We start from the raw sequence: 15294 nt of genomic DNA, 5'->3' as shown, positions 1-15294 counted from the left end.
TCATAACAAGATTTAATTTAAGTTAAATCTCTTATTTTGAGATTATATGCAATTAATACGTTCTCAATATAGAGTGATGACGTGTGGGGGCGGGCTTGCTCGCGAAAGCGGCATGTCAGTCCACACAGCCGTCACTGAAGTACCGTTTTCGCGAGCAAGCCCCGCTCCACATTGGATCTGGGGCGTTTTCGCCTATAGTGCTTACCCGCACGCCTCCCCTTCTCTAGGAACGAAATGAGCAGTCTGAGTAAGTTGTTGAGTGTCCTGGACCTGTTCGGTCCACAGACGTTGAAGATCGACCCGGACACCATCGCCGAGCGCATGAGCCTGTCGCGCGCCACGGCGTATCGCTACGTCAAGGACCTGTGTGACGCCGGGCTGCTGACGCGCGTGGACGCCGGCAGTTACGGCCTGGGGCCCCGCGTGATCGAGCTGGACTGGATGATGCGCCAGTACGACCCCATCCTTCTCGCCGGGCGCGAACTGATGCATGAACTGTCGACGCAGACCGGCCTTGCGGTGTTCGCCAGCGTTTTCTATGACGGGCGCATCATCAACACCTACATCGCCGAACCGACTGACACTTACCACTTCTCCTTCGGGCGCGGGCACCCGCTGCCGTTTTTTCGCGGTGCGCAATCCAAGGTGTTAATCGCCTATCAGAAAGGTCGGCGCTTGCAACGCCTGTTCGAAGAACATATGGCCGGCGACCCGGAAAGTGCCTATGACTGGGCAAGCTTTGCAAAGGCCACGAAGAAGATTCGCAAGGACGGCTATTGCCTGACCCACGATGAACTCAACCTGGGCCTGACCGGCATCGCGGCGCCGATCATCCAGCCGGATATGGACGAAGTGGTGGGCAGCTTATCCGCCGTCGGCAGTACTCAAAGCTTCAGGCTGCTGCGCCAGGAAACCGTGATCGAGATGGTGATGGACACCACGCGACGGATTGCCGAGAACATGCGCAATCAGCCGGGCGCCGCCGCGCCCTGAAGTTGAGGCGCGACAGCCAGGGTGGATCAGAACGGTACGGCGACGGTCACCTGGCTGTATAGGTTGGTGCCATTGCCGACAGCCTGGTTTCCGCCCGTAGTGGAGTCCTGTTTTGGCTTGTAGAGACCGATCAGCGGCGTGATGATCAAGTGTGGGTTGACGGCCCACTCGGCGTACAGGTCCAGCTCCCGCGCACTGAGATTCAGCGCATCGCTTTTGCGCAGCGTGTCGAAGTCGAAGTACAACGCACCCAGGGTCAGGTTTTCCAGCGGCGTGGCTTTGAGACCCACATGCTGGATGCGCGTGTTGCTGTTGAACGGCCCGGCATAGTTGCCGGCGACTTCGCCTTGCAGCCAGGTGCCGTAGCCGGAGCTCAGACCTGTAAACAGCGAATCCCATTTTTGTGAATAGCGGGCATAACGATAGGTAACCTTCGGTGCCCAGGCCACATCGGCAAAGGTATAACCGGCTTCGCCGTACCAGGCTTTTTCCGGTCCGCTGTCTTTGTCCTGCCAGGCGTATTCGAATGCCAGGCTGACGTTCGGCAGGCCCGCATCGCCTTCGCCGCGCACGCTATAGATATTCATACCCTTGCGCTGGCGCTGAAAATCACTCGCCCAGCGATCATTCACATCAATGCCACGCACCCAGGTCAACCCCAGGGTGCCGGGCTTGGTGGTGTAATCGAGCGTACCGGCGGCCACTTCGGTTTCAGCCTGGGCGCGGTTGTCGGACTTGAGCCACAACAGGCTGCCATGCAGGCCATCCTTGCCGCCCAAGCGCAGGAACGCGGTCTGATCGAAAGCATGGCGCGCCGCCAGGTAGTAAGCACCGCCCCGGTTCAGCTTGCCATCGGCCGGGCCCTTGCCCAGGTTCGGCCCGTCGTCGTTGATCAGGAAGCCACTGCCGAGCTTGACCACTTGGCGCCCACCGGAAATATCCACACCGTCCTGGCCCAATGCCGGGAACAGATCGCCGGAGCGCCACCCTAGGTAAGCGTCTTCGATTTTGGTGGTGCGTTCGGTGCCCAGAGTGTTGCCGGCCGGGTCGCCGTCGCCCCAAGTGGCGGAGCTGAGCAGGGCGAACGCACCATAGGCGGTGCCGTTGCCCGCCAGGGACTGGTCGCCGCTCAAGCCGTATTTGATAAAGCCTTCGCGCCAGGTTGAGCCACCCGACGTGCCGTCATAGTTCTTGCGGCTGTTGAACATACCGAATACGGCGGTCATGTCTGCGTTGAAATGGCGGCTCTCATCGCTGTACAGCTCGTAGGCCTGGGCCTGGCTGATGGCGCAGAGCGTCAGGGTACAGGCCAATGTACCGTTGAGAAATGAAGTGGAGGGATACCGCATGATCGAAGCTCCTTGAAGTGCGCCTTTAAAGGCTGTCTCAGGTAATTGGCATAACAGGGGCGCAGCCGCGCTGCGCCAGGTTCGCCGAGGCGTTACTCGCCCGCGCGCTTATTGACGAACAGCAACTGCTGGCCGGTGAACTCCAACAGACCTTCAAGGCCGAACTCGACGCCGAAGCCGGACATCTTGCTGCCGCCGAACGGCGTGTTCGGTTGGATCCGGGCGTGGCAGTTGACCCAGGCCACGCCGCTTTCCAAGCGACTGGCCAAGGCCTGGGCCTGTTCGACTTCCGGTCCCCATACCGAGCCGCCCAGGCCCATGTCACCGGCGTTGGCACGGCGCAGCACATCCTCGACGTCGCTGTAAGCGATCAGCGGCAGCACTGGTCCGAATTGCTCCTCGTCCACCAGACGCTGGCCGTCGGTCACATCCGCGACCAACGTAGGCGGATAAAAGAACCCAGGACGGTCCAGACGTGCGCCGCCGCACAACACCCGTGCGCCCTGGGCCCGTGCATCGGCGACCAAGGCTTCAACCAGTTGCAATTGATCGAGGTTCTGCACCGGCCCAAAGTTGACGCCGGGCTCCAAGCCATCACCCACCACCTGGCGTTCAGCAATTAGCGTGAGCGCATCGGCAAAGGCCTGGTACTGGGATTCGTGAATGTACAAACGCTTGAGCGCAGCGCAGGTCTGGCCCATGTTGAGGAAGGCGGCCTGAAAAATCTCCTCGGCCACCTCCTCCACCGGGGTGCTGGGCAATACGATCGCGGCGTCGTTGCCGCCCAGTTCAAGGGTCAGGCGCTTGAGATTGGTGGCCGCGCCGCGCATTACGCTCTGGCCGGTGGCGGTGGAACCGGTGAAGACAATTTTCTGGATCCCCGGGTGCGAGGTGATCGCACTGCCGAACCCCTGCTCGCCGGTCACGCAGTTGATCACACCGTTGGGCACATGCCGCGCAATGATTTCCACCAGGCGCAGGGTGCTCAGCGGCGTCAGGCTCGACGGTTTGCTGATCACGCAGTTGCCGGCGCGCAGTGCCGGCATGATGTGCCACACGGCGATCATGAACGGCCAGTTCCACGGAGTGATGGAAGCCACCACACCCAAGGGTTTGCGGTGCAGCTCAATGCGCTGGGTCGGGGTTTCTTCCACCAGTTCCACGCCAATCTGCTGTTCGGCGGCATAGCGGGTCCAGGCGGCGGCGCCCATGACTTCGGAAAATGCCAGCTCCAGCGGCTTACCTTGTTCGCGCACGATCAACCGGGCCAACTCATCGGCGCCCTGCTCGATATCCTCGGCAATCGCCAACAGACGCTCGCAGCGCTGAGCATGCGAAACATGACGCCATTCCTTGAAAGCCGCCTGGGCGGCGGCCACCGCATCGTCCAGTTGAGCCAGCGAGCCGGCCGGGCATTGGGCAAATGCGGCGCCGGTGGCCGGATTGATCACCTCGAACTGTCCGTTTTCACCGGCAACCTGAACCCCATTGATAAGCATCTTGTAGTGGTGCATGTGTCATCTTCCTTTAACGCTGGCGAGCCTTGCCGGACACCGGCAAGCGAACAGTCTATAGTGTGCAAGGTGCAGTGAGACGGTATCGCTCAATGCCTCAGAGTTTGTGGCTGCCCAGCGCCAGAAAACGCTGCGGCGATACCTTGCGCAGTCGCGCGGCGAGAAAAACCCCGCCCAGCAGCGCCGCTGGAATGACTGCGCATAAGGCGTAGGACAAGAGCTGGCTCGCGCCGGTAAGCACATCGAAATGCACCACCGCCAGCACCAGCACCATCAGCAAGGCCAGGCAGGAGAAAATCGGCAGAATACGCCCCCGCCAGATGCCGACGTTGAGTTCGGGATGCCGGTGGAAATACACACACACCGAGATCGAAGTCATCGCCATGAGCAAAATGACGCACAGCGTGGCGAGGTTGGAGAACCAGGCGAACAGTTGCAGGATCGGATCCGCATCCATGGCGGCGAAGATCAGCACCACGACTGCGGCGATCAGACTTTGCAACGCCGAACCCATATGCGGGCTTTGGTGCACACGGTGGGTGGTACCCAGCAAACTGTGCAGCAGACCGTCCCGGCCGATGGCGTAGAAATAGCGTGCCGCGGCGTTATGAAACGCCAGCAGCCCGGCGTAGATGCTGACCATGAACAGCACGCGGATAATTTGCGTCAGATAGGGGCCGACAAAGTGGTCCGACATGCCGTAGATGAAGGTGGTCGGGTCCTGCAAGGCTTGCAGCATCGGCACGATTTTATCCGATCCTACGCCCACCACCATCGACCAGACTGACAGCGCGTAGAACCCGCCGATCAGCAGCACGGAGCTGTAGGTGGCAATCGGAATGGTGCGGTGTGGGTTTTTCGCTTCTTCGCCGTAAATCGTAGTGGCCTCGAAGCCGATAAAGGCCGCGAAGCAGAACAGCAGGCCGATCGACGGAGTACCGCTGAACACGTGCCGGCTGGTGAAGGAGTCGAGATTGACACCGCTGTCGCCGCCGGTCTTGAGAATCGCGACATCCAGGGTCAGGATCGCCAGGTATTCGGCAATCACCACCACCGACAATACGCGGGCCGACAGATCGATCTTGCGATAGCCGAGGATCGCGATGCTGACCATCGCCATCAGCGAGTAGGACCACCAGGGCAACACCAAGCCGTACACGCTCTCCATGGTGCCACTGACCACACCACCGAACATGCCATAGAGGCCAACTTGCAGGATGTTATAGGCAAACATCGCCAGCACACCCGCCGCCCCTCCGGCCAGGCCACCCAAGCCACGCGAGGTAAAGGCGTAGAAACCACCGGCGTTGGTGACGTGGCGAGCCATGGTGGTGTAGCCGACCGAGAACGCCACCAGCACCAGCAAGGCGAGCAACAACAACGCCGGGGTACCGGCACCATTGCCCAGCATGATGCCAATCGGGAATCCTCCTGCGATGACGCTGAGCGGACTCGCCGCCGAAATCACGAAGAAGATGATAAAGCCGACACCCAAGGCGCCACGCTTGAGCTCCGTGGAGCTGTTGACCGGGATAGATAGACTCATGTTCTTAACCTTATTGTATGAGGCAGTCGCTGTGGTGTAGGTCCGATCAAGGCGCTATCGGTACCAGGTAGCGCTTTTGTTTTTGGGATTGCACGCTGTATTCGATGCTATGCCCCCCCACGAACAACCCGCTATCCCAAATCGGTAACATCGCCGGTGTCACATCAGACCGACAGATACCGGCCTTCAGGACCGATTTGGGATAACGGAGCCCCTCTGCATTCAGGCATGCTAGGTCCAGCCCCCTATTCTGGATGCCAGCCATGCCCTTTACTGACTCCAAGCGCCGCTGGCTGATACTGGCCATAATCTCCAGCGCATTACTGCTTATCGTCATTGACATGACGGTGCTGTATACCGCCTTGCCCACACTGACACGAGAGCTAGGGGCCACGGCGTCACAAAAGCTCTGGATCATTAATATCTACGCGCTGGTCGCCGCCGGACTGTTGTTGGGCATGGGCACCCTCGGGGACCGCCTTGGGCACAAACGCCTGTTTATCGGTGGCCTGGGCGTTTTCGGCCTGTTCTCGCTGATCGCTGCATTCTCGCCGTCGGCCAGCGTATTGATCGGCGCCCGTGGTTTCCTCGCGGTCGGCGCAGCGATGATGATGCCCGCTACGTTGGCGCTGGTGCGTTTGACGTTTACCGACCCGCGCGAGCAAGCCATGGCGTTCGGTATCTGGGCCTCAGTAGCCTCCGGGGGCGCCGCATTCGGCCCCGTAGTGGGTGGGCTTTTGCTGGAGCATTTCTGGTGGGGCTCGGTGTTTCTCATCAATGTACCGATTGTGCTGCTGGCTCTGCTGCTCGCAGCGACAGTGATTCCCGATCACCCGGGGAATGCGCAAAGACGCTGGGACTGGCTGGGTTCGCTGCAGGTCATGATCGGCTTGATCAGCGTAGCTTATGCGGTCAAGGAACTGGGTAAACGGCACCCCTCCTTCGAAGCCATGCTGATTGCGCTCGTCTTGGGCACGTTATTTCTGACGCTTTTCATTCGACGTCAGCGGCGTGCCGATCAGCCGATGCTTGATCTGACGCTGTTCCGCGCGTCAGGCTTCAGAAATGCAGTGATTTCAGCAGTGGTATCAGCCGCCGCCTTGATCGGCATGGAACTGGTATTCAGCCAGCGCCTGCAACTGGTGCTGGGCCTGTCGCCGCTGGAGGCGGCGCTGTTCATCCTGCCGCTGCCGCTGGGTTCGTTCGTCGCCGGACCGCTTGCCGGGCATTACCTGCCGCGCCTGGGAGAGCAGCGTATGCTGTTCTGGACGCTGCTGCTCTCAGCCGCTGCGATGCTCACCTATTTGCTGGCGCACAACGCCGCAGCGCCAGTGCAGATCGTCAGCCTTGCGCTGCTGGGCTTTACGATGGGCGCAGCGCTGACCGCAGCGTCCAGCACGATCATGCTCAGCGTGCCCGCCGACAAAGCCGGCATGGCCGCCTCCCTTGAGGAAGTATCCTTTGAACTGGGCGGCGCCGCGGGCGTGACGCTGGCGGGCAGCCTGTTATCGGCAATCTACACGTACTCGGCGAGCCAGACGATTGCGCCATGGCTGGCCCTGAATCCCATGATCTTCGAGAGCCTCGACGATGCGCTGGTGGTTGCCGCGACGTCTTCGCCCGAACACGTCACGATGCTGACCGAGTTAGCCCGTGCGGCGTTCGACGCAGGTTTCGTCGCCGTGCTGGCGGCCTGTGCGGCATTGTTGCTAATGGCAGCGCTGCTGGTCAGGCCACGTAAACTGTTGTCATGAATAGGTGACAGCAGCCGATGTAGTGACACATCCAATAAAAAGTCGGTGGTCCCAAACCAACCGATGATCGATCAACACGCTGTTCACCTGTGAGATAGCCAAATGCTCGACGCCCTTTCCATCCGCTTGAAAATCGTCCTCTTGTCCGGTTTGTGCCTGCTTGGCGTGATCGGCCTGATCGTCGGCATGAACCTCTATCAGGGTAACCAGAACAACCGGTTGATCAGCACCTCGAGCAGCAGGATGCTGACCGAAAGCGGCGAAACCCTGCTGCTGGCCAGGGCCGCGGAGCAGGCAACGAACCTGCAAAGAGTCTTCGGCAATAGCCTGCAGATCATCAGCGCTTTTTCCGACCAGGCGGCCAACTTACGCACCATGGCCGCCCAGCGGGGGTTGGCGGCCGCTACATTGCGTGAGGAACTTAACCTGGCGCTCAAGACGACGTTCGAACGCAATCCGCAGGTTCTAGGGCTTTGGCTGGTTTACGAACCTGATGCGCTGGATGGAAAAGACCGTGAGTTCGCCAACGACGCCGCACGCGCCTCCAACGAAGATGGACGGTTTGCCAGCGCCTGGAATCGCGGCGCAGGCGAAGCGATGAATATCCTGATCCCTGAAAGCGACTTGCAGAAAACCGAACTGAGCATCAGCGGCACGCCTTATAACAGTTGGTACACCTGCCCACGAGATACCCGAAGCACTTGCCTGATGGCCCCTTATGCCGACACCCAGGCCGGACAGGTTCAACTGATGACCACGCTGTCGATGCCCCTGATCGCCGATGGCAAGGTCGTCGGCACCCTTGGGGTCGATCTCGCGCTCGGCGCTCTGCAAGCTGCCGCCAGCGATGCTCAGCGTACGCTGTTCAACGGTTCAGGGCGCATGCTGATTGTTTCCGACAGTGGTGTACTTGCCGCTTACAGCGCGGACGCGAGTCAGATCGGAAAAAACATCAGCGTTCCTTTGGCAGAGGATGGCAAAGCAGTGCTCACCGCATTGAAACAACAAAAGCCGGTAGTGCTGGCACGTGATGACCTGATTCGCGCTGTCTACCCCGTTGCGCCAATGCCCGAAGCGGCGGCGTGGGGAGTGGCTATCGACCTGCCGAAGGGCGTCCTGCTGGCGGACTCAATGAAGCTTCAGGCCTTGCTTGACCAGACGCAAACCCGCGACATACTGGAGTCGCTGCTGGTCGCCATCGGCGCAGGGTTGTTGGGCCTGCTACTAATCTGGTTCACCGCCTCCGGTGTGACACGCCCCATCAACAGTGTCGCTCGAATGCTCAAGGCGATTGCCAGCGGCGACGGCGACCTGACCCAGCGGTTGGATTACCGCAAGAAAGATGAACTGGGCGAACTGGTGAACTGGTTCAACCGGTTTCTCGACAAACTGCAACCCACCATCGCGCAGCTCAAGCAGAGCATCACCGCAGCGCGCGGCACCGCCGACCAGTCTTCGGAAATCGCGCGCCAGACCAGCGAAGGGATGCAGGTACAATTTCGCGAGATTGATCAATTGGCAACCGCTTCCCACGAAATGAGCGCTACTGCGCACGAAGTCGCCAACAGCGCGTCAAACGCAGCCCTGGCGGCCCGGGGCGCAGACCAGGCGTCCAAAGAAGGCATAACCATCATTGAGCGAAGCACCCGTGACATCAACGCGCTGGCCAGTGATGTCAGCAAGGCCGTAACTGAAGTCGAAGCTCTGGCGATCAACAGCGAACAGATCGGCTCGGTGCTGGAAGTGATCCGTAGCATCGCCGAACAGACCAATCTGCTCGCCCTCAACGCCGCGATCGAGGCCGCACGGGCCGGGGAAAGCGGCCGGGGTTTTGCGGTGGTTGCCGACGAAGTACGCAACCTTGCCAAGCGAACTCAGGATTCGGTAGAGGAAATCCGTTTGGTGATTGAGCGTATCCAGACCAGTACGCGTGGCGTAGTGGCAACCATGCACTCAAGCCAGACTCAAGCCCAGAGCAACGCCAGCCAGATCCATCAGGCCGTGGAGGCGCTCGGTAAAATCAGCAACGCGGTTACGGTCATCAATGACATGAGCCTGCAGATTGCAAGCGCGGCGGAAGAGCAGAGCGCGGTGGCCGAGGAGGTCAATCGCAACGTCTCGACCATCCGCGGCGTGACCGAGACACTGACTGAACAGGCCGCCGAGTCGGCGCAGATCAGCAGTCAGCTCAACGAACGGGCCAACCAGCAAATGAAACTGATGGACCAGTTCCGCGCCTAGAACGTAGCGGGCATCGACCGCACTGCGCGGCCAGGCGTACGCTCAGCTCCACCGCCGCGCTGGTGTTCAGGCGCGCGCGCAGACGGGGATGGCAGCGCGAGGAGTGTGGGACGGCAACTCTGCAAACAGCGTCTGGTACTCTTCGGCAAAATGGCTGAGGTGGTAGAAACCCCATTGAGCGGCGACATCACCAATCGAAAGGTGGGACGCGAGGGTACACATCAGGGTGCGGCGCACACCGTTGAGCCGGACCGAGCGCAAGTAGTTCAGCGGCGTGGTCTCGGCTACCGAGCGGAAACTGTTTTGCACGGTGCGCCGACTTACCTGCAGGCGTTGGCACAACTCGTTAACGCTGGGCACGTTGATCATTTCGGCAGTCGTCAGCCGGTGGCATTTCTCGACAATGAAGCTGCGCGTGGAACTCGGACTGCGTTGCTGCTTGTCACAGGCCGGGTCGGTAAGCAATTGCAACAACTCACCGAGCAAGGCCCGTTCCAGCCCCTGCTCGCGCACGCTGTCGAGTTCGTCATCGATCTCAGCCAGGGAAAGCATCGCGAGCAATCGAAGCCGAGCCTGGGTGAAGCGCTGGGCGGACACTCGGATCACTGGCTGGCGCAGCAACCGAGTGATCTCACTGGCCGACGCCGTCTGCGCCAGCGCCTGTTCGAACCAATCGCGTTCGAAAGTGATGGACAGCAGCTCCATGCCCATCGGCATATGGAACATGAACTCCTCGCCCCCCTGCAGAAAGAACAGGCTGCTGTCATCCACTTCGCGCCCCTGCATGCGCGTCGAACCCGGCACGCTGATCGGCACGGCGAAGCACATCTTGCCGCGCGGCGCCACACCGCGCTGCACCACCCGCTGGTTGATCTGCTCGCGGAAAACGTGGCAACGCGCAGTGGTCAGCTGCATCAGCGAACTTTCGGCCAGACCGGCGGTTAACTGGCTGTAATCCTGGTTCCACTCCTGAACGGTGGCCGCATGGGCATGGATATCACGAAAATGGCTTATGTGGTGGTTTCTCATGATGTGCGAAAAGCCTCTGCCAATTTTTGTTTTTAGTTCGCATTCCTTTGCGATATTCGCACAAAGTTCAAATCCCGCGAAATTTCTTCTCAAATCCCCTTTGTCGAAAACTGCGGACGGCCGATTCATCTATTTGCCGATTCGGGCTAACGGTCAAGGACACTCCATGAGAATGATCCACACACTGAAACCGCTACCCCAGAGAGTGCGTCATGATCGAGTCCAAACTAGAATCCCTGCACTTCGCGGATGCCCCGCGAATTATTTCCAGCACCCTGCCCGGCCCCCTGACCCGCGAGGCCCTGGCGTTGTCGGCGAGCACCGAATCAATGGCGCGTGGCGGCGGCCGCATGCCTATCGCCATGGACCGCGCGTTCGGCGCGACCTTCAAGGATCCCGACGGCAACACCTTCATCGACCTGTCTGCGGGCGTAGGCGTCAGCAGCGTCGGTCGTTGCCACCCGAAAGTCGTGCAAGCCATCCGCGAACAGTCCGAAGTGCTGATGCATGCCCTGGAAATCAACAGCACCCGCCGCACCGAACTGGCCGCCAAGATGTCCGAGATCGCGCCCGACGGCCTGCGCGGCGACTGCATCACGTTCTTCACGCAAAGCGGCAGCGATGCGCTGGAAGCTGCGATCAAGTTCGCCAAACGCATTACCGGGCGCCACCAGATCCTCGCCTTCCACGGCGGCTACCACGGCGTGTGGAACGCCTCCGGCGCCCTGACCACCGGCACAGCCTACCGCAAGGGCTACGGCCCGATGATGGGCGGCGTGATTCACGCGCCCTACCCATACGCCTACCGCTTTCCCTTCGACACCAGGCAAAAAAGTGCCGAGCAAATTGCTGGCGACTATGTGGACTACCTGCTGAACAGTCCTTACACCGCCGCCGATGACGTGGCCGCGGTGATTGTGGAACCGGTGCAGGGCGAAGGCGGCTACGTGCCGCCCTCCCCCGAGTTCCTGCAACTGTTGCGCAAGGCCTGCGACCGCGCCGGCGCGTTGCTGATCGTTGACGAAGTACAGTCCGGTGCGGGCCGCACCGGCAAGATGTGGGCGGTCGAACACTCCGGTGTGAAACCCGACATGCTGACCTTCGGCAAGGGCATTGGCAGCGACTTGCCAATGGCCGGGTTGATCATGCGTTCGGACCTCGCCGCCCAGATTCCCGACGGCTCGATGCCTAATACCTTCGCCGCCAACTCGTTGTCTGCGGCCGTGGCGTTGACCAATATCAGTATCTTGCAGGACCCGGAACTCGGTCTGCTCGATCGCGCCCACACCCTGGGGCTGGAAGCGCAGGAACGTATCCGTGGGTTCAACAGCCCGTTCGTTGGCGAAGTCCGCGGCCGCGGTTTGATGATCGGTATCGAGCTGGTGGAAGACGCCGCCACCAAGACACCGCTCGAGGGCGCCAAGATTGGCCAACTCATGGGCTACCTGATGAACCATGGCGTACTGATGATCCCTTGCGGGCGCTACAGCAACGTGATGCGTGTGATGCCCTCGCTGACGATCACACGCTCGCTGTTCTTCAAGGCATTGGACATCTTTGGTGATGCGCTGGCTTCCCTCAAGGCATGAGGCGTGTCACCTCCGAACAATCACGCATGGACATCCACATGACTCAGCACCTGAACCACTTTATCCAGGGCGCGCCCTTCGAAGCCAGCGACGGCGCGCGCATCCCCCTTATCAATCCCGTGACCGAACAGGTGTACGGCAGTTGCGCAAGCGGCACCGCCGAGGATGTGGACCGGGCCGTGACAGCGGCGCGCGCCCAGCTGGAAGGTGGCGCCTGGAGCCGGCTTGACGGCGCCCAGCGCGGCCGGCTGTTATCGAAACTCGCTGACCTGGTGGAGCGCGACAGCGAATCACTGGCCGACATGGACGCCGACGCCATCGGCCGTTCACCGCTCGAACCGCGCCGGATGGACCTGCCCAACGCTATCGCCAACCTGCGCGCCGCCGCCGGCTGGGCCAACCAGCTTGAAGGACGCACCATTCCCACCGGCGGCTACTTCGGTCGCAAGACCCTCTCGTACACCGTACGCGAGCCAGTGGGAGTCGTGGGCGCCATCGTGCCGTGGAACTCACCGCTGATGATCACCGTGTGGAAGCTCGCCGCATTGCTGTCGGCGGGCTGCACCGTGGTTATCAAACCTTCGGAAGAAACCCCGCAATCGGCCCTGCATCTGGCGGCGCTGGCGCAGGAAGCGGGATTTCCTGACGGCGTGATTAACGTAGTCACCGGTTACGGTGCCCAGGTAGGCCGCGCCTTATGCGAACACCCGCATGTGGCCAAGATCAGTTTCACCGGCAGCCCCGAGGCTGGGCGTGAGATCCAGCGCACCGCGGGTGTGCTGTTCAAGCGTGTGGCACTCGAACTGGGCGGCAAAAGCCCGCAGATCGTGTTCGACGATGCGCCTTTCGATGAGGCGCTGTTCGGCTGCACCCTGGGCCTGTTCGCCAACCAGGGGCAGATCTGTGCAGCCGGCTCGCGCATCCTGGTCCAGCGCAGCCTCGCCGAGAGATTCGCTGGTGCACTGGCCGACGCCGCGCGCGCGGTCAAGGTCGGCGATCCTCGCCAGCCTGACGTGCAGATGGGGCCGGTGGCCAAGAAAGCGCAATTTGATCGCGTCAACCGTTACATCCAGCTCGGTATCGACCAAGGCGCCTCGCTGCTGGCCGGCGGCGTATCCACCCCTAACCAGGGCTGGTTCGTACGCCCAACGATTTTCGCCAATGCCCGCAATGACATGACGATCGCCCAGGACGAGATCTTCGGCCCTGTCGGCACGGTGATCACCTTCGACAGCGAAGAAGAAGCCGTGGCACTGGCTAACGACTCCGCCTACGGCCTGGCCGCCACGGTGTGGACCACCGACCTAGCGCGCGCGCACCGCGTGGCCGCAGCGGTAAAGGTCGGCGCCATCGGCGTCAACTGCTGGAGCCCGCTGGACGCCAACCTGCCGTGGGGCGGCGTCAAGGCCAGCGGCATCGGCCGCGAAGGCGGGCTGAGCGGCGCGCTGGTCTACACCGAGGAGAAAGTGATCACCGTGCTGCTGCCTGCCTGAGAGCAGTCACTGCACTTGCCATCCTCGCGGCCATGGCCGCGGAGGGTGGCATTCAATCGTGCGTTTTCAACGCCTTGATGATCAATGAAGAGACTGCGATGAACAACCAAACACAAACGGCAATCGATCGGTATCCCGTGTCCCTGCGCATCCTGCACTGGGTGCGTGCCGTCGTCATAGCCGGGCTGCTCTGGGCCGGCTGGCACATGACCGGGCTCGATGATGAAGTCGTGAGTAAATACACGCTCTACTACCCGTGGCACAAATCGTTCGGCGTGCTGGCGTTTCTGCTGGTGTTAGTACAGATCGCCTTGCGTGTTCGCACCCCCGCCCTTCCGCAGCCACCGCAAACACTGGCGGCGCATGAGCGTTTCCTCTCACGGTTTGTACAACGCTCCATGTACGTGCTGATCGTGGCCGTCCCGTTGATGGGGTACTCGATGTCAAGCACCTACACCATGAGCGACGGGGTATTCTTTTTCGGTGTGAACCTGCCGGAGCTGCTGACAAAGAATGACGATTGGTTTGTCGTGTTCCAATGGCTACACAAGGTACTGGCCTATACCTTGCTGGTGTTGATCGTGCTGCATATCGCGGGTGCGCTCAAGCACCGACTCTTCGACCGCGACCCTCGTAACAATGTGTTGCGCCGCATGCTATGAATTAATAACCTTCTCGATGCAAGCACAGGATGCGCCACCCCCCTGTAGAGCATGTAATAACAGTTGCTACCGGTCGGTGCCCTTAGATATCGGCCGAGGTGTAGCGCATAAGACATCCTCGCTGCAACTGTTCCAACTAACTTATACTTTCAAATCGGGATATAAAAACTGCGCCGGCAATATAATCAGTCAAATGGAATGACCTCACCGAGTCAACTTGAGTGAATCCGTCGCTGCAAATCAGCTATTAGCAGGTTCGCGATGTAAGAAGGTACTACGGGAGGCCCATCCATCCAGAAATGGAGGTCTACCAGTAGATGCCTACTAACTTTTCTAATCCGCAAACCAAGCTCTTCTATAGGCCCATAGAAGCGGCTCTGCGCTGGTGTAATCTTATTCATCATGAGTCTGAAATATTGAAAGCCGCTTGGCTGCAGCCAAATAACCTGCCTCAGCTGTTTTGTCGATGGCCAAGTCTTCAGGCAGCCGTAGAAAAGATCGGTGATGCTTTACGAAATGGAGAACTGCCTTATGGTTGCCTCGGCATTTCTGTTCCTTTGGGAAGCTATGTAGAGCCCTATCAGCTTACCATCCGCCATTCAGACTTACGCCGTTGGATGGAGATTCATTATCCCGACCATAAGCCCAGTTTTTTATTCGAGTCCGGTGAGGATGCACCTGCAAAGGTGAGCCTCGGAACTTTTCTCTCGTTGAAAGCAGATCGAGATGAGTTATCGAGAGCGTTCAAAGCGCAACAGCAGCTCATTCAAGAAATCTTGGGAGAACTCCAGTCGATTGGACTTGAGAGAGATGATCTCAAAGCCTTGGCCAAAACGAATGGTCAACTCAGCGAGCGCAGCGAACTGACCTATCACAACATCATTGGGGCATTGGTCAGCCTTCTCTTGGACCATTCGCCCGCCGGAAAACCTCTTTCGGTATTCACGAATCAAGCAGCCATCGTTGATGCCATTGTCGCTCGTCACAAAGATGTGCCCGGCCTCAGCAAGCGCACGCTGGATGAAAAGTTTGCCGTGGCCAATCGTAGCCTCAAAAAAAACAACTGATCCAGTCAATTGCGTTGCAATAGGCTTGATTGCAATGCAATGACTCATCCCGCCTTG

General features: G+C 60.0%; 11 protein-coding genes and 1 pseudogene. 8 read left to right on the top strand and 4 right to left on the bottom strand.

Translation table 11 applies throughout. From position 1 onward, the window contains the following. The first annotated feature begins 234 nt into the window (after window positions 1-234). On the top strand, window positions 235-993 hold the full coding sequence (locus C4J92_RS10210; RefSeq protein WP_124362225.1) for an IclR family transcriptional regulator: 759 nt from the start codon (window positions 235-237) through the stop codon (window positions 991-993). Between the two features lie 26 nt (window positions 994-1019). Here C4J92_RS10210 and C4J92_RS10205 read toward each other — a convergent pair whose 3' ends face one another. The 3 genes from C4J92_RS10205 to C4J92_RS10195 all read right to left on the bottom strand — a co-directional run bounded on the left by C4J92_RS10205 (window position 1020) and on the right by C4J92_RS10195 (window position 5402). After that, a complete protein-coding gene (locus C4J92_RS10205; RefSeq protein WP_177412824.1) occupies window positions 1020-2342 on the bottom strand; it encodes a hypothetical protein in 1323 nt (440 codons plus the stop codon). Between the two features lie 92 nt (window positions 2343-2434). After that, complete coding sequence (locus C4J92_RS10200) at window positions 2435-3856, bottom strand: aldehyde dehydrogenase family protein (RefSeq protein ID WP_124403728.1); 1422 nt, start codon at window positions 3854-3856, stop codon at window positions 2435-2437. Window positions 3857-3953: 97 nt separating this feature from the next. Next, entirely contained in the window at window positions 3954-5402 is a 1449-nt protein-coding gene (locus tag C4J92_RS10195) for an APC family permease (protein ID WP_124362223.1), read from the bottom strand. 263 nt (window positions 5403-5665) lie between these two features. Between C4J92_RS10195 and C4J92_RS10190 the strand changes: the two genes are divergently transcribed. From C4J92_RS10190 to C4J92_RS27430, 3 genes and pseudogenes are all read left to right on the top strand, one after another. Then, complete coding sequence (locus C4J92_RS10190; RefSeq protein ID WP_124362222.1) at window positions 5666-7156, top strand: MFS transporter; 1491 nt, start codon at window positions 5666-5668, stop codon at window positions 7154-7156. A gap of 102 nt (window positions 7157-7258) precedes the next feature. Further along, window positions 7259-8539 (top strand): annotated as a pseudogene (locus tag C4J92_RS27435) (HAMP domain-containing protein); the annotation flags it as partial. A 102-nt stretch (window positions 8540-8641) separates the two neighbouring features. Next, on the top strand, window positions 8642-9397 hold the full coding sequence (locus C4J92_RS27430; RefSeq protein WP_370881257.1) for a methyl-accepting chemotaxis protein: 756 nt from the start codon (window positions 8642-8644) through the stop codon (window positions 9395-9397). A 66-nt stretch (window positions 9398-9463) separates the two neighbouring features. Here C4J92_RS27430 and C4J92_RS10180 read toward each other — a convergent pair whose 3' ends face one another. Then, a complete protein-coding gene (locus C4J92_RS10180) occupies window positions 9464-10426 on the bottom strand; it encodes a helix-turn-helix domain-containing protein (RefSeq protein ID WP_124403726.1) in 963 nt (320 codons plus the stop codon). A gap of 212 nt (window positions 10427-10638) precedes the next feature. Here C4J92_RS10180 and C4J92_RS10175 point away from each other — a divergent pair, with 212 nt between their 5' ends. From C4J92_RS10175 to C4J92_RS10160, 4 genes are all read left to right on the top strand, one after another. Beyond that, entirely contained in the window at window positions 10639-12015 is a 1377-nt protein-coding gene (locus C4J92_RS10175; RefSeq protein WP_124362219.1) for an aspartate aminotransferase family protein, read from the top strand. Window positions 12016-12053: 38 nt separating this feature from the next. Further along, window positions 12054-13508 carry an aldehyde dehydrogenase gene (locus C4J92_RS10170; protein ID WP_124362218.1) on the top strand — a complete coding sequence of 485 codons (1455 nt, stop codon included), beginning with the start codon at window positions 12054-12056 and terminating at the stop codon, window positions 13506-13508. A 98-nt stretch (window positions 13509-13606) separates the two neighbouring features. Then, on the top strand, window positions 13607-14170 hold the full coding sequence (locus tag C4J92_RS10165) for a cytochrome b (RefSeq protein ID WP_124362217.1): 564 nt from the start codon (window positions 13607-13609) through the stop codon (window positions 14168-14170). Window positions 14171-14487: 317 nt separating this feature from the next. Continuing rightward, complete coding sequence (locus C4J92_RS10160; RefSeq protein WP_124362216.1) at window positions 14488-15237, top strand: hypothetical protein; 750 nt, start codon at window positions 14488-14490, stop codon at window positions 15235-15237. Window positions 15238-15294 lie beyond the last annotated feature (57 nt).

The organism is Pseudomonas sp. R3-18-08 (assembly GCF_003852065.1).
Classification (GTDB): Bacteria; Pseudomonadota; Gammaproteobacteria; order Pseudomonadales; family Pseudomonadaceae; genus Aquipseudomonas.
Note: the sequence above shows the minus strand (reverse complement) of the source record. Positions and strands in the feature narration are given on the sequence as shown.